Genomic DNA, 19,435 nt, shown 5'->3' with positions numbered 1-19,435 from the left:
CCTGCGGGAGAGGGAGGGAGCCGCTGGCAGGCGGCGGAAGGGTGAGGGTGTGTGGGGCCAATGCGGCCCTCTCCTTCGCCCGACTCACCCTCACCCCGGCCCTCTCCCGCAAGCGGGAGAGGGGAGGCGGATGCCGCTTTAGTCGGAAAGGCGCTCCGCCAGCGCCGCGATGCCTTCGCCTTCGAAGCGATTCACTGCCGCGCCGTCGAGGTGCACCGGATGGTCGAGGATCAGGACGGCGTGCGCCCGGTGGTCGGGATCCAGGTCGCGCCAGGCGCGCACCGCCGCGCCCAGATTGGTGACCTCGGCGATGTCCCCGCCGCCGCGCACGACATTTTCCAGCGCCGCGCTCATCGTCCAGTCGATCGGCGGGTTTTTGGCGTCGTCGCCCCAGCGTGCCTCGGTCATGCCTGTGCCTCCTGGTCGAGATCGTTCTCGCTGATCACGATGATCGGCCGGTCGGGACCCTTGGCAAGCGCGGCGAGAGCGGCTTGCAGGATGGGGTCGCGGTAGCGGCGGAAGCTTTCCTCGGCATCGCCGTCGGGCTGGCTGCCGCTCAGCGCCTCGAGCACGCTATACTGCACCGCGAACTGATAGGCGTCGCCATCGACCTCGCCATCGAACTCGAGCTGGCGATCGTCGAGATTGTCGAACAGGGTGGTGTCGTCGATTTCCAGCTGCGGTGCGGCCATTCCAAAATACTCCATCGCTTGGGGATCGAAACGGCACGAGCATGGGCGCGGTTCCGAGCGGCTGGCCGTTCCGCCGCGGTCGCTGTGCCCCGCGCAAAAAGCTGATCCAAACCGCCTCGGCGTGCGTATAGGAGGGGAAACCCGTTACGCTCAGGAGTTGCCATGCCTACCGTACTCATCACCGGCGCCACCGCCGGAATCGGCGAAGCTTCGGTCCGCGCCTTTGCCGATGCCGGCTGGCATGTCGTGGCGACCGGTCGCCGCGCCGATCGGCTGGAGAAGCTCGCCGGCGAGCGCGTCCACACCCTCGCCTTCGACATCCGCGACGATGCCGCGCGCGAAGCGGCGCTGGACGGCCTGCCCGCGCCCTTTTCGGACATCGACCTGCTGATCAACAATGCCGGCCTCGCACTCGGCCTCGAGCCCGCGCAGCAGGCGTCGCTCGATAACTGGCGGACGATGATCGACACCAACATCACCGCCCTGGTTTCGATCACCCACAAGCTGCTGCCGGGCCTCGTCGCGCGGAAGGGCGGGATCATCAACCTGTCGTCGGTGGCGGCGACCTATCCCTATCCGGGCGGCAATGTGTACGGCGCGACCAAGGCGTTCGTCCGCCAGTTCACGCTCAACCTGCGCGCCGACCTGATCGGCACCGGCGTGCGCGTCACCTCGATCGAGCCGGGCATGGTCGAGACCGAGTTCACGCTGGTCCGCACCGGCAGCCAGGAGGCCTCGGACAAGGTCTATGCCGGCGTGAACCCGATGACGGCCGAGGACATTGCCGAGACGATGCTGTGGGTAGCGACGCTGCCGCCGCACTTCGCGGTCAACACGCTGGAGCTGATGCCGGTGAACCAGGCCAACGGCCCGTTCGCGGTGCAGCGCGAAGGCTGAGCGGAGCGCACGCGGCCCTCGCAGCGTTGCACCAGCCATGAGCCTTGCCCCCCGCCTCCGCAGCGACCCTCCGCCCGCCGGCCTGCGCCGGATGCGGATGGTCGCCACCGGCCTGTTGCTGGCGATGGCGGCGCTGTTCCTTGCGGCGCGCCATTTCCAGGGCCTCCACCCGGCCTTGCCCTTCGTCCGCGCCTTTGCCGAGGCGGCGATGGTGGGCGGGCTGGCCGACTGGTTCGCGGTGACCGCGCTGTTCCGCCATCCGCTCCATTTGCCGATCCCGCACACCGCGATCATCCCGCGCAACAAGGATCGCATTGCCGACACGCTGGGCCAGTTCCTCCGCGCCAATTTCCTCATCCCCCGCGTGGTGGCGCGGCGGATGCAGCGGCTCGACGTGGCCGGCGCGGCGGGGCGCTGGCTGGCATCGCCGTCGCACGGCACCGGGCGGATCGGCGCGGGTGCTTCGCGGCTGGCGGCGAACATCCTCGAATCGCTCGACCAGGAGCGGCTGGGCGGCATGGTGAAGGGCGCGATCGCCTCGCGGCTGCGCGCGATCGACGTCGCGCCCTTGTTCGGCCAGGCGCTGGCGGCGGCGATCGCCAATGGGCGGCATTTGCCGCTGCTCGATTCGATGATCCGCGGCGGCGCGCGCATCCTGGAGGCGAACGAGCATCTGATCCGCGAGATGGTCCATGCCCGCGCCGGATCGGTGATGCGCTGGACCGGGCTCGACGAGACGCTGGCGACCAAGATCATCGAGGGGCTGAAGAAGCTGATCGACGAGATGGCCGAGGATCCGGAGCATCCCGTCCGCGCCAAGGTGGAGGAGGGGCTGGAGAGCCTCGCCGGCCGGCTGCAGCACGATCCCGAGCTGCAGGCCAAGGTGGAGAGCTTCAAGCTCGAGATGCTGGAGAATGAAGGCTTCCAGCGCTGGGTGGAAGGGCTTTGGGAGCAGAGCCGCGGCGCGATGCTGCGGCTGGCGCGCGATCCCGAACGCGCGCTGGGCGGCCGGATGGGCGAGGCGCTGCGCCAGTTCGGTGGCACGCTGCAGACGGACCGGAAGCTGGCACGAACCATCAACCGCTTCGTGCGCCGCTCGGCGGTGGGCGCGGCATCGGACTATGGCGACGGCATTGTCCGGCTGGTCTCGGACACGATCCGCGGCTGGGATGCGCAGACGGTCACCTCGCGGCTGGAGAATGCGGTCGGGCGCGACCTGCAATATATCCGGATCAACGGCACCGTGGTCGGCGGGCTGGTCGGCGTGGCGATCCACGCGGTGGATGTGGTGCTGTAGCCGATCTTAAGCCCCTCCCCTTTAGGGGAGGGGTTGGGGTGGGGCTGTGTCTCGCAGAGACCAACGGGCGTTCTGGAATCCCTCCACCCCCAAACCCCTCCTCCAAGGAGGAGGGGCTTCAGGCGCGTTACGACGGGTGCGCTTCGGCCTCAGCGTCGGTACCCGCGTCGTCGGCGAGCTGCTCCACCTCCACACAAGGATCTTCCTCCCCCGTCATCGGAATCCCGTCCGGATCGTCCCCGGCCAGCGCATCCAGGCGCCCGTCGCGCGGCGGGGCGCCCTGCGCGTCAACTTCATGAGCGTGGCGTTCGGTCTCGGTACGGTCGCGCGTCGGATTGGTGGTCATCTGCATTCCTCTCTCAACGTCGAGGCGACGAACATAGCCTAGCTTGGTTCCGTTCGCGATGCGCGCTGCCGGAGCAGTGCGGCGCCCCCCACCGCCAGCAACGTCCCGCCTGCCAGCAGCAGCGGCAGCCGTCGGGTCAGCGGCTTGCGGAAGCCGCCAGCGACACGCGGGCTGTCCTCGGGCGGGGCAAACAGGTTGCCCGACGTGATGGCCGCCGGCTGCGCCTGGGCGAAATAGCCTTCGAACCAGCGGTCGATGATTTTCAGGCTGAGCGTCGGCGCCAGCGCATGGCCGATCCGCGCCGCCCAGTTCTGCGCGCCCACCAGCGTGGTAGCCCGGGGATGATCGGCGAGGCGCACCACCGCTTCGGCTACGCGGCGCGGATCGAGCAGCGGCGTCGGCGGATGGATCGCCTTGCCGGTATAGTTGCCCGCATGGTCGAGCGCGGGGGTGTCGACCAGCGCCGGATAGACGTCGCAGATATGGATGTGCGGGTGCACCGCCTGTTCGGCACGCAGCGCTTCGGACAGGCCCTTTAGCCCGAACTTGCTCGCCGAATAGGCGGCGGCCAGCGGCGCGGCGGCGAAGCCGACCATCGAGATCATGTTGACGAACACGCCCCGGCCCTGACGCTGGAAGATCGGCAGCACCGCATGCGCTTCGTAGAGGTGGCCGAGCAGGTTCGATCGCAATATCTGTTCATGCGCCTCGATCGGCACGTCCTCGAACCGACCGACCGCGCCGATGCCGACATTGGCGAACCACAGGTCGATCGTGCCGCCGAACGTCTGCGCCGCTTCCGCCAGCGCCACGACGGCGGCGTTGTCGCCGATGTCGGTGGGCACCACCTGCACCGCCGCCCCCCGTCCGCGCAGATCGCCGGCAAGGGCGTCCAGCGCGTCGGCGTCGCGCGCGGCGAGCACCAGCCGCCAGCCGCGTTCGGCGAACAGCTGGGCGGTGGCGCGGCCGATGCCGCTGGAGGCGCCGGTGATCACGGCGGTGCGGGGGGATAGGGTCGTCGCCAAGCAGGGTCTCCGAGCAGCCAGCGCGGACGGCGCCGTGTCGCTCGATCAACCGGAGGCACGAGCAAGGGTTGCAAGGCTTTCAAAACAAAGCCTTGCTCGTGCGGTCGCGGCGCTTCCCGAAGCGCGACGGGTTCGGCTATGCACGGGCCATGCGGATCGATGCCCACCACCACCTCTGGCACTACACTACCGAAGCGTTCGGCTGGATCGAATCCGGCAGCGCCATCGCGCGGGACTTCGGCACCGACGATCTGGCCGAGGAGATGGCCGCTTCGGGCATCGATCGTGCGGTCGCGGTACAGGCGCGGCAGAGCGAGGCCGAGACGGACTTCCTCCTCGACTGCGTCGCGCATCAGCCGCGGATCGCGGGCGTGGTCGGCTGGATCGACCTGCGCGCGCCCGACATCGCCGAGCGGATCGCCACGCGACCGGCGGGGCCTATCGTCGGCTACCGGCACGTTGTGCAGGACGAACTCGATGCCGATTTCCTGCTGGGCGACGCCTTCGTCGCCGGCGTGCGCGCGGTGCTCGCGTCCGGGCTCAGCTACGACGTGCTGGTCAATGCCGCGCAGCTCGGCACGCTTCCCCGCTTTTTCGACCGGGTCGGCGAAGGCCGGCTGATCCTCGATCATGCCGCCAAGCCGAACATCGCCGCGGGCGTCTGGCAGCCCTGGGCCGAGCAGATCGCTGCTGCCGCCCGCTACCCAAACCTGTTCTGCAAGGTCTCCGGCCTGATCACCGAGGCCGCGCGCGACTGGCAGCCGGACGACTTCGAACGCTATCTCGACCACGTCTTCGCCTGCTTCGGCGCCGACCGCATCCTCTGGGGATCGGACTGGCCGGTGTGCCAACTCGCCGGCCGTTATGCCGACACGCACGACCTTATCGCGCGCTACGTCGCGCGGCACTGTCCGGAGATGGAATCGGCGGTGTTCGGCGGCAACGCGGCCCGTGCCTATGCACTGAAATCGAGTGAATAAGAAAACCGGCTTGCATATATGCGAACGGTCATGGCAGGGCTTCGGCAGGAGACCCATGCCATGCGTACCATCCTCTGCAACGCGCCGTTCGAACTGACCCAGATCCAGCGGGAGGCGCCCGAGCCCGGCCCCGGCGAGGTGCTGATCCGCATCCACCGCGTCGGCCTTTGCGGCACCGATTATCACATCTTCGCGGGCCGCCACCCGTTCCTGCAATACCCGCGCGTGATGGGGCATGAACTGGGCGGCGAGGTGGTGGCGATGGGCGAGGGCACGACGCTCACGCTCGGGCAGACGGTGGCGATCAACCCGTACATCGCCTGCGGGCACTGCGTCGCCTGCCGCAAGGGCAAGCCCAATGCCTGCGTCAACATTCGCGTGCTCGGCGTCCACAGCGACGGCGGCATGGCGGATCTTCTGGCGGTCCCCGCCAGCGCGGTGATCGATGCCGAGGGGCTGAGCGTCGACCAGGCGGCGATGATCGAGTTTCTCGCGATCGGCGCGCATGCCGTGTCGCGCGCACCCAAGGACGGCGAGGGGCGGATGCTGGTGGTCGGCGCCGGGCCGATCGGCATCGCCAGCGCGCTGTTCGCGCGGCTCGACGGCTTCCAGGTGACCCTGGTCGACCAGCGCGCCCAGCGGCTCGCCTTCGCGCGCGAGCAGCTCGGCTTCGACGGGCTGGTCGTCGACGACGCGCTCGGCGAAGCGCTGGCGGCGCGGACGCAAGGCGACATGTTCGACGTGGTGATCGACGCGACCGGCTCGCTGCCGGCGATGCGCCGCAGCCTCGATTTCGTCGGCCATGGCGGCGCGCTGCTGCTGGTCGGCGTGGCGCCCGGCGACCTCAGCTTCGCCGATCCCGAATTCCACAAGCGCGAGGCGGTGCTGATCGCCAGCCGCAACGCGCTCGCCAGCGATTTCCAGCGCGTGATCGCGGCAATCCGCTCGGGCGACGTGCCTACCGACAGGCTCCACACCCACAGCGTCGATGCCGACGACCTCCCCCAGCGCCTGCCCGCGCTGATCGAGGAGGCCGATCATGTGCTGAAGGCGATCGTCGCCTTCTGACGGACGCAGCGCTCGTCGGTCAGGGTTGATCGGCGAGCGTGAAGATCTGCTCGGTCGGCACCCATTTCACGCCCGGCTCGGCAAAGGCGAGCCGGCGCTGGAAGCCGTCCATCAGCGTCTCCCAGGCCTGCACGTCGGGATCGGCGGCGTCGCGGGCGCGCTTGGCCTCCGGATCGAAGCTCGGGCCGGTCTCCATCACCATCACCAGCCGGTCGCCCGCCTGCCAGATTTCCATCGCGTCGATGCCGGCATCGCGGATCGACTGGGTGACCGCGGCGGGCGGCCCGCCGGGGCGGTGCCAGTGGCGATAGGCGGCGATCGCCTCGGGATCGTCGTTCAGGTCGAGCAGCAGGACGTGGCGCATCGGAAACTCTCTCCTTGATGGTGGTCTGCATAGCCGCGGTCTGCGATGGCACAAGCCGGCACCGCATCGCGTCTTTTCCGATCCGCCCGCATCGCGTACGTCCTGCCGAATTCGGGGCAGGGAGAGCAAAGTGGCGAAGGCGGGCAGGCCGGTGCAGGGGGCGACGATCATCGACGTGGCGGCGAAGGCGGGCGTTTCCGCCATGACCGTGTCGCGGGTGATCAACGGCCGCAGCGGGGTGAGCGCCGCGACGCGCGAGGCGGTGGAGCGGGCGATCGCCGAGCTCAGCTATGTCCCCAATGTCGCCGCGCGCAGCCTGGTCACCTCGGCCGAGCTGCGCATCGGCGTGGTCTATTCCAACCCCAGCGCCGCCTTCATGAGCGAGCTGCTCACCGGCGTGTTCGAGGAAGCCTCGACCTGGGGCGCGCGGCTGGTGCTGCTCAAGGGCGAGGGCGGGCGCCCGCCCGCGGAGGCGGAGCTGGCGCGCTTTGCGGCCTCGGGGCTCTCGGGCATCCTGCTCGCGCCGCCGCTCGGCGAGGCGCCGGTGGTGTTGCGGGCGCTGAAGGGGGCGGGCGTGCCGATCGCCGCGATCGGCGCCTATCATGTGCCCGGCGCCACCTGCGTGCGGATCGACGACCGCCGTGCCGCGCATGAGATGACGCGCCACCTGCTCGATCTCGGCCATCGCCGGCTCGGCTTCGTCGTCGGCAATCCCGACCAGGCGGCGAGCGCCGAGCGGCGTGCCGGGGTGGAGGATGCGATGCGCGATTTCCCCGATGCGGGCGTGCAGCTGGTGCAGGGCGATTTCAGCTATGCCTCGGGCCTCGCCGCGGGGGAGGCGCTGCTCGACGGGCCCGCACCGCCCACCGCGGTGTTTGCCAGCAACGACGACATGGCGGCGGCGATCGTCTCGGTCGCGCACCGCCGCCAGCTCGACGTGCCGCGCCAGCTCACCGTGGTGGGCTTCGACGACACGACGGCGGCGGTGACGCTGTGGCCGCCGCTCACGACCATCCACCAGCCGGTCCGCCGCCTTGCCGCCGAGGCGCTGGCGCTGGTGGCGGACGAAGCGCGCGGCGCCTCGGCCAAGACCCGCACGCGCCGCGATCGTGTTCTCGAGCACGAAATCGTCAAGCGCAGCTCGACGGCAGTGCCGCCGAAGGACTGATCGCTCAAGCAGTCGCGCCATCGGGGCAGGTGAGCCGGACGCACAGGCCGCCGAGCGGGCTCTGCTCCAGCGCCATCGTGCCGCCATAGAGCGTGACCAGATCGCGGACGATCGCGAGACCGAACCCGTCGCCCGCCGGCCCTTCGTCCAGCCGTACGCCAGGCTGCAGCACCTGCTCGCGTCGTTCGGGAGCGATGCCGGGGCCGTCATCGTCGATCGTCAGCACGGTGCCGTCCGCCGCCGCCGCCGTGAGGACGACGGTGCTGCGCGCATGCCGCGCGGCATTGTCGAGCAGATTGCCAAGGATCTCGGCGAGATCGTGCGCGTCCATCGCGATGCGCACGCCCGCGCCAATCTCCAGGCGCGGCGTGATAGCGGGGTAGAGCGTGCGCAGCACGCCCGCGACGTCGGCGGCGACGGGGGCGATCTCCGTGCTGGCGCGCCGATTGACGGCCACAGCCCGGGCGCGCGCGAGCGTATGCCGGATCACGCCCTCGATGCGGCGCACCTGCGCCGCCTCCGGCGTGTTCGGCGCCACCGTGAGCGCCAGCGTCGCGACGGGGGTCTTCAGTGCATGGGCGAGGTTGGCCGCCGACTGCCGCGCCGCCGCCAGGGTCGCGGCATTGGCGGCCGCCAGGGCGTTGAGCTCGGTGGCAAGCGGCCGCAGCTCGGCAGGCTGATCCTCGTCAACGGCCGCGCGCTCGCCGCGGCGGATCGCGCCGATCTGCCCGACCAGCGCCGCGAGCGGCCGCAATGCCAAGCGCAGCTGCACCCAGGCGGCCGCCGCGAAGATCACCGCCAGCGCCACGATCACGCTGGCGAGTGGCACCAGCGCGTCGCGGACGGGGCGGCCGATCACCCGGCCGGGCGCGGCGGCGGTGAGCGTCACCGGGCCGGCGCTGCTCGCCAGCACCAGCCGCCGGGCATGAACGCGGCCCTTGGCATCTTCGCCGTCGAGGGGGGTGGGCAGCGCTGCGGGGGCAATTTCGGCAGGGCCCGGCAAGGGCAGGTGCAGCGCCGGGAAATCGGCATCGCCCACCGTCTCGCGAGGCGCTTCGATCCGCCATCGCCAGCCCGGCCCCGCCGCAAGGGCACCTTGCCGTGCCGCCAATCGCGCGCGATCGACGCTGCCGTCGTCGCGCACCGCGCTCGCCAGCACCGCCAGCTGCGCGTCGAGCCGCTGGTCGACACCGCCGGTCACCACCCGGCCGAGCACGCCCGCCATGGTCCACCCCGCGAGCCCCAATGCCACCAGCGTGACCAGCGCCGACAGCAGCACCATCCGCGTGCGTAGCGACCCGCGCGTCATGCGGGCTGCGCGCCGCAGGTCAGCCGATAGCCGCGGCCGCGTACCGTCTCGATCCGCTCGGCGCCGATCTTGCGGCGCAGCCGGCCGATGATGACCTCGAGGCTGTTCGAATCGACATCGGCATCGCCTTCATAGACGCGCTCGAGCAATTCGAGCCGCTCGATCACCACCTCGCGCCGCAGGATCAGCTGCGAGAGCACGCGCCACTCGAACGCGGTGAGCTTGAGCGGCAGTCCGTCCAGCTCGAACTGGCCGGTCTGGCTCTCGAAGGCGAGCGGGCCGCATTCGATCCGCGTCTGGGCATGGCCGGCGGCGCGGCGAACCAGCGCGCGCAGCCGCATCATCAGTTCCTCGACGCGGAAGGGCTTGGTCAGATAGTCGTCGGCGCCAGCCTTGAACGCCGTCACCTTGTCCGCCCATGCCTCGCGCGCGGTGAGCACCAGCACGGGCAGCGCCCGCCCGTTCGCGCGCCAGGCGGTGAGGATCTCGGCCCCGGTCCGGCCCGGCATCCCCAGGTCGAGCACCGCCGCGTCATAGGCCTCGGTCTCGCCGAGATGCTGTGCATCGACGCCGTCGGCGGCGAGATCGACCGCGCAATGCTCCGCCCGCAGCGCCCGCGCGATGGCGGGGCCGAGATCGGGGTCGTCTTCTACCAGCAGGATCCGCATGCGTGTCGCCTAGCCTCCCGGCTTAAACCCAAACTGAACCGCGGGGTTCAGCGGAGGTCGGGTGCGACTCGCTAGACCGATGCCATCGAACACCCAAGAGGAGTTGATGGAATGACCGATTGGAAGAATACGTTGCCGCGCAATCGTCTTGCCGTAGCCGCCGCGGCGCTGCTGGCGCTGGGTGCCGCGGGCGGCGCCGGCGCGGTGCAGCTCACCCGCCCGACCGTGGAAATGGCGCCGACGGTGCCGACCGCAGTCGCAAAGCTCGCACAGACGAGCGGCATCGTGACCGTGAAGGGACGCGTCGCCGAGACCTATGGCGATCGTTTCGTGCTGCAGGATGGTTCGGGACGGACGCTGGTCGATGCCGGCCGGGGTGCGGCCGATGTGCAGTCCGGCGCCGCGCTGACGGTGCAGGGTCGCTATCTCGATGGCCAGCTGCACGCCTCCTACCTCGTAGACGGCCAGGGCAATGTGCAGGCAGTAGGTGCCCCGCCGCCCCCGCCGGGGGGTCCGCACGGCCCGCCGCCGCCGCCCCCTCCGGGTGGGCCGGGCGCCCCGCCGCCGCCTCCGCCGAGTGCCGGCGCTCCGCCGCCCCCGCCGCCGGGAGCGGTGCCGCCAGCCCCTGGCGCAGTGCCCCCGCCGCCGCCCGAGGGGGCGGTAGCGCCGCCGCCCGCGGCAGGCGTTGCACCGGCCCCCGGTGCGGCCATCCCGCCGCCTCCGGCGCCGACGCCCAGCGCCACGCCCCGGCGCTGAGCCTCGCTTCGGCCCTCGCACCCGGCGGTGCGGGGGCCGCTTCGTCGCGCGGACGCAGAACGCGACGAAGCGCCGTCAGTCGAAAGACCGCAGCGCCACATCGTTGGTAGATCTGAATTTTTGCGCTTCGCCCCCGGCGGGGGGAAGTGGTGCCCAGAAGAGGACTCGAACCTCCACGACCTTGCGATCGCCAGCACCTGAAGCTGGTGCGTCTACCAATTCCGCCATCTGGGCACGGGGTAGGCCGGCGCCTCTAGGGGAGGATCGGCGGACCTGTCAACGACCTTTTTTCGAAAAATGTTGGACTTCGCGTCGCGCTTGCCGTTTAGCCCGTCCCACGGCATTGGGGCCGCAAGGTTCGCGCAGGCAGTGAGGCGGAAGATGAAGGACAGGCTGGTAACCCTGATCGGCGGTGGAGGCTTCCTCGGCCGCTACGTGGCGCAGGAGCTGCTCGCCGCCGGCGCGCGCGTCCGCGTCGTCGAGCGCAAGCCGCGCGACGCATGGTTCCTCAAGACCCAGGGCAATCTGGGCCAGACCCAGCTCGTCGTCGGCGACATCACCAAGCCCGAGACGCTCGCCCGCGCGCTGCAGGGCAGCGACGCGGTGGTGAACTTCGTCGGCATCCTCGCCGGCGATTTCGACAAGGTGCATGTTCAGGGCGCACGCAACGTCGCCGAGGCTGCGAAGGCCGCCGGGGCCGGCGCGCTGGTGCACATCTCGGCAATTGGCGCCGACCAGAATTCTCCTTCCGGCTATGGCCGCAGCAAGGCGGCCGGCGAGCAGGCCGTGCTCGCCGTCTTCCCGGGTGCGACGATCCTGCGGCCCTCGATCGTGTTCGGTCGCGAGGACGCGTTCGTGAACCGCTTCGCCGGCATGATCGCGGGTGCCCCGCTGAACATCGTGCCGGTCGTGCGCGGCGAGACCAAGTTCCAGCCGGTGTTCGTGACCGACGTCGCCCAGGCGATCACCGCCGCGCTCGCCGATCCGGCCGCGCATGCCGGCAAGACCTATTCGCTGGGCGGCCCGGACGTGCTGAGCATGTCGGCGCTGCTCCACTGGATCGCCGGCGCGATCGGCCGCAAGCCGCACTTCGTCGAACTCCCCGATTCGCTGGCCAGCCTGGTGGCGTCGCTGCCGGGCACGCCGATCACGCGCGACCAGTTCGCGATGCTGCAGGCCGACAATGTCGTGCCGGCGGGTGCCGAGGGCCTCGCCGCGCTGAGCGTGCAGCCGACGCCGATGGCGACGGTGGCGCCGAGCTGGCTGGTGCGCTTCCGCCAGGCCGGCCGCTTCAGCCGCTTCCGCGCGACCGCCTGATCCATTCCCCCTGCCGGGCGGCGCCTTGCAGGGGGTCGCCGGGCGCGACCCCTTGAAGGAGCCTTTCCATGACCACGCTGCTGGTGGCGATCCTGCTCGGCATCGTCGAAGGCGTTACCGAATTTCTGCCGGTCTCCTCGACCGGGCACCTGATCCTCGCCAGCGAGCTGATGGGCTATGATTCGGCGCGCTGGGCGATGTTCAACATCGTCATCCAGCTGGGCGCGATCCTGGCGGTGGTGGTGCTCTACTGGCGCACCTTCTGGGCGGTGCTCGACGGGCTGATCAAGCTCAACCCGGTGTCGATCCGCTTCGTCCGCAACCTGCTGATCGCCTTCATCCCCGCTGCGGTGATCGGGCTGGCGCTCCACAAGCATATCGAGGCGCTGCTCGGCGCGCCCAAGGTGGTCGCCTGGGCGCTGATCGTCGGCGGCGTCGCGATCCTGGTCATCGAGCGGCTGGTGAAGTCGGCGACGATCCACGGCATCGCTGAGATCCCGGTGGTGCGCGTGCTCGGCATCGGCTTCGTCCAGTGCCTGGCGATGGTGCCCGGCGTCAGCCGCTCGGGCGCGACGATCATGGGTGCGCTGTCGCTGGGCGTCGAGCGGCGCACGGCGGCCGAGTTCAGCTTCTTCCTCGCCATCCCGACCATGCTGGGCGCCACCGCGCTCGAGCTGCTCAAGAACCGCGAGATGCTGGCGACCAGCGGCGTGGGCTGGGGCGAGATCGGCGTCGGCTTCGTCGTGGCGTTCGTCGTCGCGCTCGCGGTGATCAAATGGTTTGTCGGGATCGTGAGCAAGCATGGCTTCACGCCCTTCGCGTTCTATCGTATTGTTGCGGGAACCGCCGCCCTGATTTGGCTATCCATGCGATGAGACCGCTTCGGACCTTTATGGGTGACTATTTTGCCCTAAAGCTGCCGATTTTTGGCTCCTGAGCTCTTATAGGTCAGTATTGCTGTCTTTATCGTCCTGCCGCTCTCCTGTACGGGGGCGGCATGGCTGACGATCCCATGCTCAAATTCGTCGGGCGCCCGCAGGCGTATCCGGCCAAGCGCCCCGCCCAGCTGCGCGCGGAAGACTTTCGCGAGATCGCGGAGCGCTATGCGGTGCCCGATGCGGAATCGCAGGCAGGCCGCTGCAGCCAGTGCGGCGTGCCCTATTGTTCGGTGCACTGCCCGCTCCACAACCACATCCCGGACTGGCTGCGCCTGACCGCCGAGGGGCGGCTGCAGGAGGCGTACCAGCTCTCCAACAGCACCTCGACCATGCCCGAGATCTGCGGCCGCATCTGCCCGCAGGACCGGCTATGCGAAGGCAATTGCGTGATCGAATTCTCGGGCCACGGATCGGTGACGATCGGCTCGGTCGAAAAGTTCATCACCGACACCGCCTGGGCCGAGGGCTGGGTGGAGCCGGTGCAGGTCGGGCGCGATCGCGGCCAGTCGGTCGGCATCATCGGTGCGGGCCCGGCGGGCCTCGCCGCCGCCGAATATTTGCGCGGCTATGGCTATGCCGTGCACGTCTATGACCGCTATGATCGCTCGGGCGGGTTGCTCACCTATGGCATCCCCGGCTTCAAGCTGGAGAAGGACGTGGTAATGCGCCGCGTCGATCGGCTCGAGCAGGCGGGCATCGTCTTCCACCGCAATTTCGAGGTCGGTCGCGACGCGACGCTGGGCGAACTGCGCCAGCGCCACGATTCGATCCTGGTCGCCACCGGCGTCTACAAGGCGCGCGCGATCAAGGCGCCGGGCGTCGGCGCCAGGGGCGTGGTCGACGCGCTCGACTATCTGACCGCGTCCAACCGCAAGAATTTCGGCGACGCGGTGCCCGCCTATGACGATGGCAGCCTCAACGCGCTCGGCAAGCATGTCGTGGTCGTCGGCGGCGGCGACACCGCGATGGACTGCGTCCGCACCGCGATCCGCCAGGGTGCTGCCTCGGTGAAGTGCCTCTATCGCCGCGACCGGGCGAACATGCCGGGCTCGCAGCGCGAGGTCGCCAATGCCGAGGAGGAAGGCGTCGAGTTCGTCTGGCTCTCCGCGCCCGAGGCGTTCGAGGGCACCGAGCAGGTAAGCGGCGTCCGCGCCTCCAAGATGCGGCTCGGCGCGCCGGACGCGTCCGGCCGCCGCGCGCCGGAAGTCGATCCGGGCGGGGCGCTGCAGATGCCGGCCGATCTCGTCATTAAGGCGCTCGGCTTCGAGCCCGAGGACCTGCCCAAGCTGTTCGGCGCCGAGGAACTGGGCGTCACCCGCTGGGGCACGCTGCGTACCGACGGCAAGACGATGATGACCAGCATGGACGGCGTGTTCGCCGCCGGCGACATCGTCCGCGGCGCGAGCCTCGTCGTCTGGGCGATCCGCGACGGCCGCGACGTGGCGGCGCACATGCATGCGTGGATGAAGGCGCATGCGAAGGCGAAGGTTTCGGCGAAGCGCGAAGCGAGCGTCGCATGAAGGCGCTTGCCACCGCACTGCTGATCGCCTTCGCAGCGCCGGCTGCCGCAATGGCGCAGGCCGCGCCCGCCGTCACCCAGGCTCCCGAGCCTGCACGCCTCGCGGCCGCCAAGGCGCTGATCGCAAAGATCATGCCGCCCGAGCGGATCGACGCGATGATCGACCAGATGATGCGGCCGATGATGGAAAATCTCCGCAACGCGATGGCGCAGGCGCCGCAGCTGCAGGCTGCGTTCGCGAAGGACCCGAAAGCCAAGGGGGTGCTGGACACCTTCGTCGACGAGGAGCTCCGGCATTCGATGGCGCTGACGAAATCGTCGATGCCGACCATGATGGACGCGATGGCCCGGGCCTATGCGCGGCGCTTCACCGTTGCGCAGCTGAACGATGTCAGCACCTTCTTCGATACGCCTTCGGGCAAACTCTACGCCGAACAGGCGCCGACGATCATGGCGGATCCCGACGTCCTCGCCGCGCAGCGCGCCGTGATGGAGAAGTCGATCCGCGGCACGATGGAGCGTGCGCAGGCGATGGTGGCGAAGCTCGCCGCAGAACAGGACAAGAAGTGATGCCCAAGACCTTGCAATCCGAGCGCGAACGCCTCGCCCGCGAGGGCATGTACCGCCCCGAATATGAAGGCGATGCCTGCGGCGTGGGGCTCGTCGCGGCGACCGACGGCCAGGTGTCGCGCCGGGTCGTCCAGTCGGCGATCGATGCGCTGAAGGCGGTGTGGCACCGCGGCGCCGTGGATGCCGACGGCAAGACCGGAGACGGCGCCGGCCTGCATGTAGATCTCCCCTTGCGCTTCTTCGACGAGCAGATCGTCGGCAGCGGCCACCGCGTGCTGCCGAACCGCCTCGCCGTCGGCATGATCTTCCTGCCGCGCACCGACCTTGGCGCGCAGGAGACCTGCCGCACCATCGTCGAGAGCGAGATCATCGAGGCGGGCTACACCATCTATGGCTGGCGCCAGGTGCCGGTCGACGTCTCGGTCATCGGCATGAAGGCGCAGGCGACGCGCCCCGAGATCGAGCAAATCATGATCGCGGGCCCGATGCCCGACGCGATGGACGCCGCCGAGTTCGAACGCCAGCTCTACCTGATCCGCCGCCGCATCGAAAAGCGCGTGATCGCGGCCCAGGTCGGCGGTTTCTACATCTGCTCGCTGTCGTGCCGCTCGATCATCTACAAGGGCCTGTTCCTCGCCGAATCGCTGTCCGACTTCTATCCGGACCTCAAGGATTCGCGCTTCGAGAGCCGCGTCGCGATCTTCCACCAGCGCTATTCCACCAACACCTTCCCGCAATGGTGGCTGGCGCAGCCGTTCCGCTGCCTGGCGCATAACGGTGAAATCAACACGATCCGCGGCAACCAGAACTGGATGCGCAGCCACGAGATCAAGATGGCGAGCATCGCGTTCGGCGAGCAGAGCGAGGACATCAAGCCGGTGATCCCGGCCGGCGCGTCGGACACGGCGGCGCTCGACGCGGTGTTCGAGGCGATCTGCCGCTCGGGCCGCGACGCGCCCACCGCCAAGCTGATGCTGGTGCCCGAAGCCTGGCAGCAGGACGAGGACACGCCGCCGTCGCATGCCGCGATGTACCAGTATCTCGCCTCGGTGATGGAACCGTGGGACGGCCCCGCCGCGCTGGCGATGACCGATGGCCGCTGGGCGGTTGCCGGCATGGACCGCAATGCGCTCCGCCCGCTGCGCTATACCCAGACCTCGGACGGGCTGCTGATCGTTGGCTCGGAAACCGGCATGGTGCCGGTGCCCGAGGCGAACGTCGTCGCCAAGGGCCGGCTCGGGCCGGGCGAGATGATCGCCGTCGACCTCGACGAGGGCAAGTTGCTCCACGACCGCGCGATCAAGGACCAGATCGCGAGCGAGGCCGATTATGCGTCGATGGTGCAGGGCTTCCTGTCGATCGACGACCTGCCCGCCGCGCCGGCCGAGACCTATTATGAGCGCGCCGAGCTGTCGCGACGCCAGGTCGCCGCCGGGCAGACGCTGGAGGACATGGAGCTGATCCTCGCGCCGATGGTGGAGACCGCCAAGGAAGCGATCGGCTCGATGGGCGACGATACGCCGCTGGCGGTGATCTCGTACAAATCACGGCTGATCAGCCAGTTCTTCCGGCAGAATTTCAGCCAGGTCACCAACCCGCCGATCGACCCGCTGCGCGAGCGCTACGTGATGTCGCTCAAGACGCGTTTCGGCAACCTGTCCAACATCCTCGACAACGAAGGCGCGGGCAGCCCGGTGCTGGTGCTGGAAAGCCCGGTGCTCACCAATGCCGACTGGCACCGGCTGCGCGCGCATTTCGGCACCAACGCCGCCGAGATCGACTGCACCTTCGCGGCGGACGGCGACCCCGAATCGCTCAAGACGGCGATCAAGCGCATCCGGCACGAGGCCGAGCAGGCGGTCCGCGCCGGCTGCACCGAGCTGTTCCTCACCGACGAGCATAGCGGGCCGGACAAGGCCGCCATCGCCGGCGTGCTGGCGGCGGCGGCGGTGCACACGCACCTCGTCCGCCGGGGGCTGCGCTCCTATGCCAGCGTCAACGTCCGCACCGCCGAATGCCTCGACACGCATTATTATGCGGTGCTGATCGGCGTCGGCGCGACGACGGTGAACGCCTATCTGGCCGAAGCCGCGATCGCCGATCGCCATGCTCGCGGCCTGTTCGGCGACATCAGCCTGACCGACTGCCTCAAGCGCCACCGCAAGGCGATCGACGAGGGGCTGCTCAAGATCCTGTCCAAGATGGGCATCGCGGTGATCAGCTCCTATCGCGGCGGCTATAATTTCGAGGCGGTGGGCCTCAGCCGCGCGCTGGTGAACGACCTGTTTCCCGGTATGCCAGCCAAGATCTCGGGCGAAGGCTATGCCTCGCTGCACCTCTCGGCGATGATGCGCCACGATGCGGCCTATGACTCGGGCGTGGCGACGCTGCCGGTCGGCGGCTTCTACCGCCAGCGCGCGGGCGGCGAGGCGCATGCCTATTCGGCGCAGCTGATGCACCAGCTGCAGACGGCCGTCTCGAACGACAGCTATTCGAGCTACCTCGCCTTCTCGCGCGGGGTGCGCGATCTGCCGCCGGTCTATCTGCGCGATCTGCTCGAGTTCAACTTCCCCGAAAGCGGCCTGCCGATCGACCAGGTCGAGGCGATCACCGAGATCCGCAAGCGCTTCGTGACGCCGGGCATGTCGCTCGGCGCGCTCAGCCCCGAGGCGCACGAGACGCTGGCCATCGCGATGAACCGGATCGGCGCGCGCGCCGTGTCGGGCGAGGGCGGCGAGGATTCGGCCCGCTACACGCCCTACGAGAATGGCGACAACGCCAATTCCTCGATCAAGCAGGTCGCGTCGGGCCGGTTCGGCGTGACGGCAGAATATCTGAACGCCTGCGACGAGATCGAGATCAAGGTGGCGCAGGGCGCCAAGCCCGGCGAGGGCGGCCAGCTGCCCGGCTTCAAGGTCACCGAGTTCATCGCCAGGCTGCGCCATGCGACGCCGGGCGTGACGCTGATCTCGCCGCCGCCGCACCACGACATCTATTCGATCGAGGATCTGGCGCAGCTGATCTACGATCTGAAGCAGATCAATCCGCGCGCGCGGGTGTGCGTGAAGCTGGTCAGCTCGGCCGGCATCGGCACGGTCGCGGCGGGCGTCGCCAAGGCGCAAGCCGACGTGATCCTGGTCGCCGGCCACAATGGCGGCACCGGCGCGTCGCCGTTCACCTCGATCAAGTACGCGGGCACGCCCTGGGAAATGGGCCTGTCCGAGGTGAACCAGACGCTGACGCTCAACGGCCTGCGCGGCCGAATCAAGCTGCGCACCGATGGCGGGCTCAAGACCGGCCGTGACATCGTCATCGCCGCGATCCTCGGCGCCGAGGAATTCGGCATCGGCACGCTGAGCCTGGTGGCGATGGGCTGCATAATGGTCCGCCAGTGCCACTCGAACACCTGCCCGGTGGGCGTCTGCACCCAGGACGAGAAGCTGCGCGCCAAGTTCGTCGGCACGCCGGAAAAGGTCATCAACCTTATGACCTTCATCGCCGAGGAAGTGCGCGAGATCCTGGCCAAGCTCGGCTTCAAGAGCCTGGACGAAGTGATCGGCCGCACCGAGCTGCTCCGCCAGGTCAGCCGCGGCGCCGAGCATCTCGACGATCTCGACCTCAACCCGATCCTCGCGAAGGTGGATGCGGACGATGCCGAGCGGCGCTTCAGCCTCAGCACCTTCCGCAACGACGTGCCCGACAGCCTCGATGCGCAGATGATCAAGGATGCGGCGCCGGTGTTCGCGCGCGGCGAGAAGATGCAGCTCACCTATTCGGTGCGCAACACTCACCGCGCGGTGGGCACGCGGCTCTCGTCCGAAGTGACCAACCGGTTCGGCATGTCGGCGCTGCAGGATGGCCACGTCCACGTCCGGCTGCGCGGCTCGGCGGGCCAGTCGCTCGGCGCATTTCTGTGCAAGGGCATCACGCTCGAGGTGTTCGGTGACGCCAACGATTATGTCGGCAAGGGCCTGTCGGGCGGCGTGATCGTCGTGCGGCCGATGGTCAGCTCGCCGATCGAATCGTGGAACAACACGATCATCGGCAACACCGTGCTCTATGGCGCGACCTCGGGCCGGCTGTTCGCCGCCGGCCAGGCGGGCGAGCGCTTCGCGGTGCGCAATTCGGGCGCCGATGTGGTGGTCGAGGGCTGCGGCGCGAATGGCTGCGAGTATATGACCGGCGGCACCGCGGTGGTGCTGGGCCGCGTCGGCATGAACTTCGGCGCGGGCATGACCGGCGGCATGGCGTTCGTCTACGATGTCGACGGCAGCTTCGAGCGCCACGCCAACCCGGAGAACATCACCTGGGCTCGGCTGGCCTCCAGCCACTGGGAGGCCAAGCTCCGCGCGCTGGTCGAGGCGCATGCCGAGGAGACCGACAGCAAATGGTCGAAGGGCCTGCTGGAGGATTGGGACCGCGAAGTGGGCAAGTTCTGGCAGGTGGTGCCGAAGGAAATGCTCACCCGGCTGCCGCATCCGCTGAACGACACCGTCGAGGCGGTGGCGGCGGAGTAATCGC

General features: G+C 69.3%; 18 protein-coding genes and 1 tRNA gene. 11 read left to right on the top strand and 8 right to left on the bottom strand.

Annotated elements, in window-relative coordinates; genetic code table 11:
• Positions 1–138: 138 nt before the first annotated feature.
• Both BM009_RS18170 and BM009_RS18165 read right to left on the bottom strand, forming a co-directional pair.
• Complete coding sequence (locus BM009_RS18170) at positions 139–408, bottom strand: hypothetical protein (RefSeq protein WP_093298362.1); 270 nt, start codon at positions 406–408, stop codon at positions 139–141.
• Positions 405–692, bottom strand: coding sequence for a DUF1488 family protein (locus tag BM009_RS18165; protein WP_093298360.1), 288 nt, complete (start codon positions 690–692; stop codon positions 405–407). Before BM009_RS18165 ends, BM009_RS18170 begins: the two co-directional genes overlap by 4 nt.
• 162 nt (positions 693–854) lie before the next feature.
• Here BM009_RS18165 and BM009_RS18160 point away from each other — a divergent pair, with 162 nt between their 5' ends.
• Both BM009_RS18160 and BM009_RS18155 read left to right on the top strand, forming a co-directional pair.
• Positions 855–1,589: an SDR family NAD(P)-dependent oxidoreductase gene (locus BM009_RS18160; RefSeq protein ID WP_093298359.1), complete on the top strand. Its 735-nt coding sequence runs from the start codon at positions 855–857 to the stop codon at positions 1,587–1,589.
• A 37-nt stretch (positions 1,590–1,626) separates the two neighbouring features.
• Positions 1,627–2,886 (top strand): DUF445 domain-containing protein, encoded by a 1,260-nt coding sequence (locus BM009_RS18155; protein ID WP_093298357.1) that lies wholly within the window; start codon positions 1,627–1,629, stop codon positions 2,884–2,886.
• A gap of 127 nt (positions 2,887–3,013) precedes the next feature.
• On the opposite strand, the gene BM009_RS18150 is transcribed toward BM009_RS18155, so the two are convergent.
• Positions 3,014–3,238: a hypothetical protein gene (locus BM009_RS18150; protein ID WP_093298356.1), complete on the bottom strand. Its 225-nt coding sequence runs from the start codon at positions 3,236–3,238 to the stop codon at positions 3,014–3,016.
• Between the two features lie 32 nt (positions 3,239–3,270).
• Positions 3,271–4,257, bottom strand: coding sequence for an SDR family oxidoreductase (locus BM009_RS18145; RefSeq protein ID WP_093298354.1), 987 nt, complete (start codon positions 4,255–4,257; stop codon positions 3,271–3,273).
• Positions 4,258–4,406: 149 nt separating this feature from the next.
• On the opposite strand from BM009_RS18145, the gene BM009_RS18140 reads away from it, so the two are divergent.
• Both BM009_RS18140 and BM009_RS18135 read left to right on the top strand, forming a co-directional pair.
• The gene (locus BM009_RS18140; protein WP_093298570.1) at positions 4,407–5,237 is read left to right on the top strand and encodes an amidohydrolase family protein; all 831 of its coding nucleotides are present in this window, start codon (positions 4,407–4,409) and stop codon (positions 5,235–5,237) included.
• Positions 5,238–5,297: 60 nt separating this feature from the next.
• A complete protein-coding gene (locus BM009_RS18135; protein WP_093298569.1) occupies positions 5,298–6,305 on the top strand; it encodes a zinc-binding alcohol dehydrogenase family protein in 1,008 nt (335 codons plus the stop codon).
• Between the two features lie 19 nt (positions 6,306–6,324).
• On the opposite strand, the gene BM009_RS18130 is transcribed toward BM009_RS18135, so the two are convergent.
• A complete protein-coding gene (locus BM009_RS18130; protein WP_093298353.1) occupies positions 6,325–6,669 on the bottom strand; it encodes an L-rhamnose mutarotase in 345 nt (114 codons plus the stop codon).
• Positions 6,670–6,799: 130 nt separating this feature from the next.
• Here BM009_RS18130 and BM009_RS18125 point away from each other — a divergent pair, with 130 nt between their 5' ends.
• Positions 6,800–7,837 carry a LacI family DNA-binding transcriptional regulator gene (locus tag BM009_RS18125; RefSeq protein ID WP_093298351.1) on the top strand — a complete coding sequence of 346 codons (1,038 nt, stop codon included), beginning with the start codon at positions 6,800–6,802 and terminating at the stop codon, positions 7,835–7,837.
• Between the two features lie 4 nt (positions 7,838–7,841).
• On the opposite strand, the gene BM009_RS18120 is transcribed toward BM009_RS18125, so the two are convergent.
• Positions 7,842–9,146, bottom strand: a complete 1,305-nt coding sequence (locus BM009_RS18120) for a sensor histidine kinase (protein WP_093298350.1) — start codon at positions 9,144–9,146, stop codon at positions 7,842–7,844.
• Positions 9,143–9,814: a response regulator gene (locus BM009_RS18115; RefSeq protein ID WP_093298348.1), complete on the bottom strand. Its 672-nt coding sequence runs from the start codon at positions 9,812–9,814 to the stop codon at positions 9,143–9,145. The genes BM009_RS18120 and BM009_RS18115 overlap by 4 nt, the downstream gene beginning before the upstream one ends.
• Before the next feature lie 111 nt (positions 9,815–9,925).
• Between BM009_RS18115 and BM009_RS22700 the strand changes: the two genes are divergently transcribed.
• A complete protein-coding gene (locus BM009_RS22700) occupies positions 9,926–10,570 on the top strand; it encodes a hypothetical protein (RefSeq protein ID WP_175488110.1) in 645 nt (214 codons plus the stop codon).
• Between the two features lie 147 nt (positions 10,571–10,717).
• On the opposite strand, the gene BM009_RS18100 is transcribed toward BM009_RS22700, so the two are convergent.
• Positions 10,718–10,804: transfer RNA gene (locus tag BM009_RS18100), tRNA-Leu, on the bottom strand.
• Positions 10,805–10,951: 147 nt separating this feature from the next.
• On the opposite strand from BM009_RS18100, the gene BM009_RS18095 reads away from it, so the two are divergent.
• The 5 genes from BM009_RS18095 to gltB all read left to right on the top strand — a co-directional run bounded on the left by BM009_RS18095 (position 10,952) and on the right by gltB (position 19,431).
• The gene (locus BM009_RS18095) at positions 10,952–11,887 is read left to right on the top strand and encodes a complex I NDUFA9 subunit family protein (RefSeq protein ID WP_093298345.1); all 936 of its coding nucleotides are present in this window, start codon (positions 10,952–10,954) and stop codon (positions 11,885–11,887) included.
• Between the two features lie 68 nt (positions 11,888–11,955).
• Positions 11,956–12,762 carry an undecaprenyl-diphosphate phosphatase gene (locus BM009_RS18090; RefSeq protein WP_093298344.1) on the top strand — a complete coding sequence of 269 codons (807 nt, stop codon included), beginning with the start codon at positions 11,956–11,958 and terminating at the stop codon, positions 12,760–12,762.
• A 122-nt stretch (positions 12,763–12,884) separates the two neighbouring features.
• Positions 12,885–14,345 carry an NAD(P)-dependent oxidoreductase gene (locus BM009_RS18085; RefSeq protein WP_093298342.1) on the top strand — a complete coding sequence of 487 codons (1,461 nt, stop codon included), beginning with the start codon at positions 12,885–12,887 and terminating at the stop codon, positions 14,343–14,345.
• Positions 14,342–14,914, top strand: coding sequence for a DUF2059 domain-containing protein (locus BM009_RS18080; RefSeq protein WP_093298340.1), 573 nt, complete (start codon positions 14,342–14,344; stop codon positions 14,912–14,914). The genes BM009_RS18085 and BM009_RS18080 overlap by 4 nt, the downstream gene beginning before the upstream one ends.
• Complete coding sequence (gene gltB, locus BM009_RS18075) at positions 14,914–19,431, top strand: glutamate synthase large subunit (protein WP_093298567.1); 4,518 nt, start codon at positions 14,914–14,916, stop codon at positions 19,429–19,431. The genes BM009_RS18080 and gltB overlap by 1 nt, the downstream gene beginning before the upstream one ends.
• The last annotated feature ends 4 nt before the right edge of the window (positions 19,432–19,435 follow it).

The sequence above is a fragment of the Sphingomonas sp. NFR04 genome, from assembly GCF_900114095.1.
Lineage (GTDB): Bacteria > Pseudomonadota > Alphaproteobacteria > Sphingomonadales > Sphingomonadaceae > Sphingomonas.
This window is presented reverse-complemented; position numbering and strand designations above follow the sequence as displayed.

Bases quoted from the DNA above. Each gene is read 5' to 3' on its own strand.
- BM009_RS18170 (WP_093298362.1), bottom strand. From the start codon at position 408: ATGACCGAGGCACGCTGGGGCGACGACGCCAAAAACCCGCCGATCGAC.
- BM009_RS18165 (WP_093298360.1), bottom strand. From the start codon at position 692: ATGGCCGCACCGCAGCTGGAAATCGACGACACCACCCTGTTCGACAAT.
- BM009_RS18160 (WP_093298359.1), top strand. From the start codon at position 855: ATGCCTACCGTACTCATCACCGGCGCCACCGCCGGAATCGGCGAAGCT.
- BM009_RS18155 (WP_093298357.1), top strand. From the start codon at position 1,627: ATGAGCCTTGCCCCCCGCCTCCGCAGCGACCCTCCGCCCGCCGGCCTG.
- BM009_RS18150 (WP_093298356.1), bottom strand. From the start codon at position 3,238: ATGCAGATGACCACCAATCCGACGCGCGACCGTACCGAGACCGAACGC.
- BM009_RS18140 (WP_093298570.1), top strand. From the start codon at position 4,407: ATGCGGATCGATGCCCACCACCACCTCTGGCACTACACTACCGAAGCG.
- BM009_RS18135 (WP_093298569.1), top strand. From the start codon at position 5,298: ATGCGTACCATCCTCTGCAACGCGCCGTTCGAACTGACCCAGATCCAG.
- BM009_RS18130 (WP_093298353.1), bottom strand. From the start codon at position 6,669: ATGCGCCACGTCCTGCTGCTCGACCTGAACGACGATCCCGAGGCGATC.
- BM009_RS18120 (WP_093298350.1), bottom strand. From the start codon at position 9,146: ATGACGCGCGGGTCGCTACGCACGCGGATGGTGCTGCTGTCGGCGCTG.
- BM009_RS18115 (WP_093298348.1), bottom strand. From the start codon at position 9,814: ATGCGGATCCTGCTGGTAGAAGACGACCCCGATCTCGGCCCCGCCATC.
- BM009_RS22700 (WP_175488110.1), top strand. From the start codon at position 9,926: ATGACCGATTGGAAGAATACGTTGCCGCGCAATCGTCTTGCCGTAGCC.
- BM009_RS18095 (WP_093298345.1), top strand. From the start codon at position 10,952: ATGAAGGACAGGCTGGTAACCCTGATCGGCGGTGGAGGCTTCCTCGGC.
- BM009_RS18090 (WP_093298344.1), top strand. From the start codon at position 11,956: ATGACCACGCTGCTGGTGGCGATCCTGCTCGGCATCGTCGAAGGCGTT.
- BM009_RS18085 (WP_093298342.1), top strand. From the start codon at position 12,885: ATGGCTGACGATCCCATGCTCAAATTCGTCGGGCGCCCGCAGGCGTAT.
- BM009_RS18080 (WP_093298340.1), top strand. From the start codon at position 14,342: ATGAAGGCGCTTGCCACCGCACTGCTGATCGCCTTCGCAGCGCCGGCT.
- gltB (WP_093298567.1), top strand. From the start codon at position 14,914: ATGCCCAAGACCTTGCAATCCGAGCGCGAACGCCTCGCCCGCGAGGGC.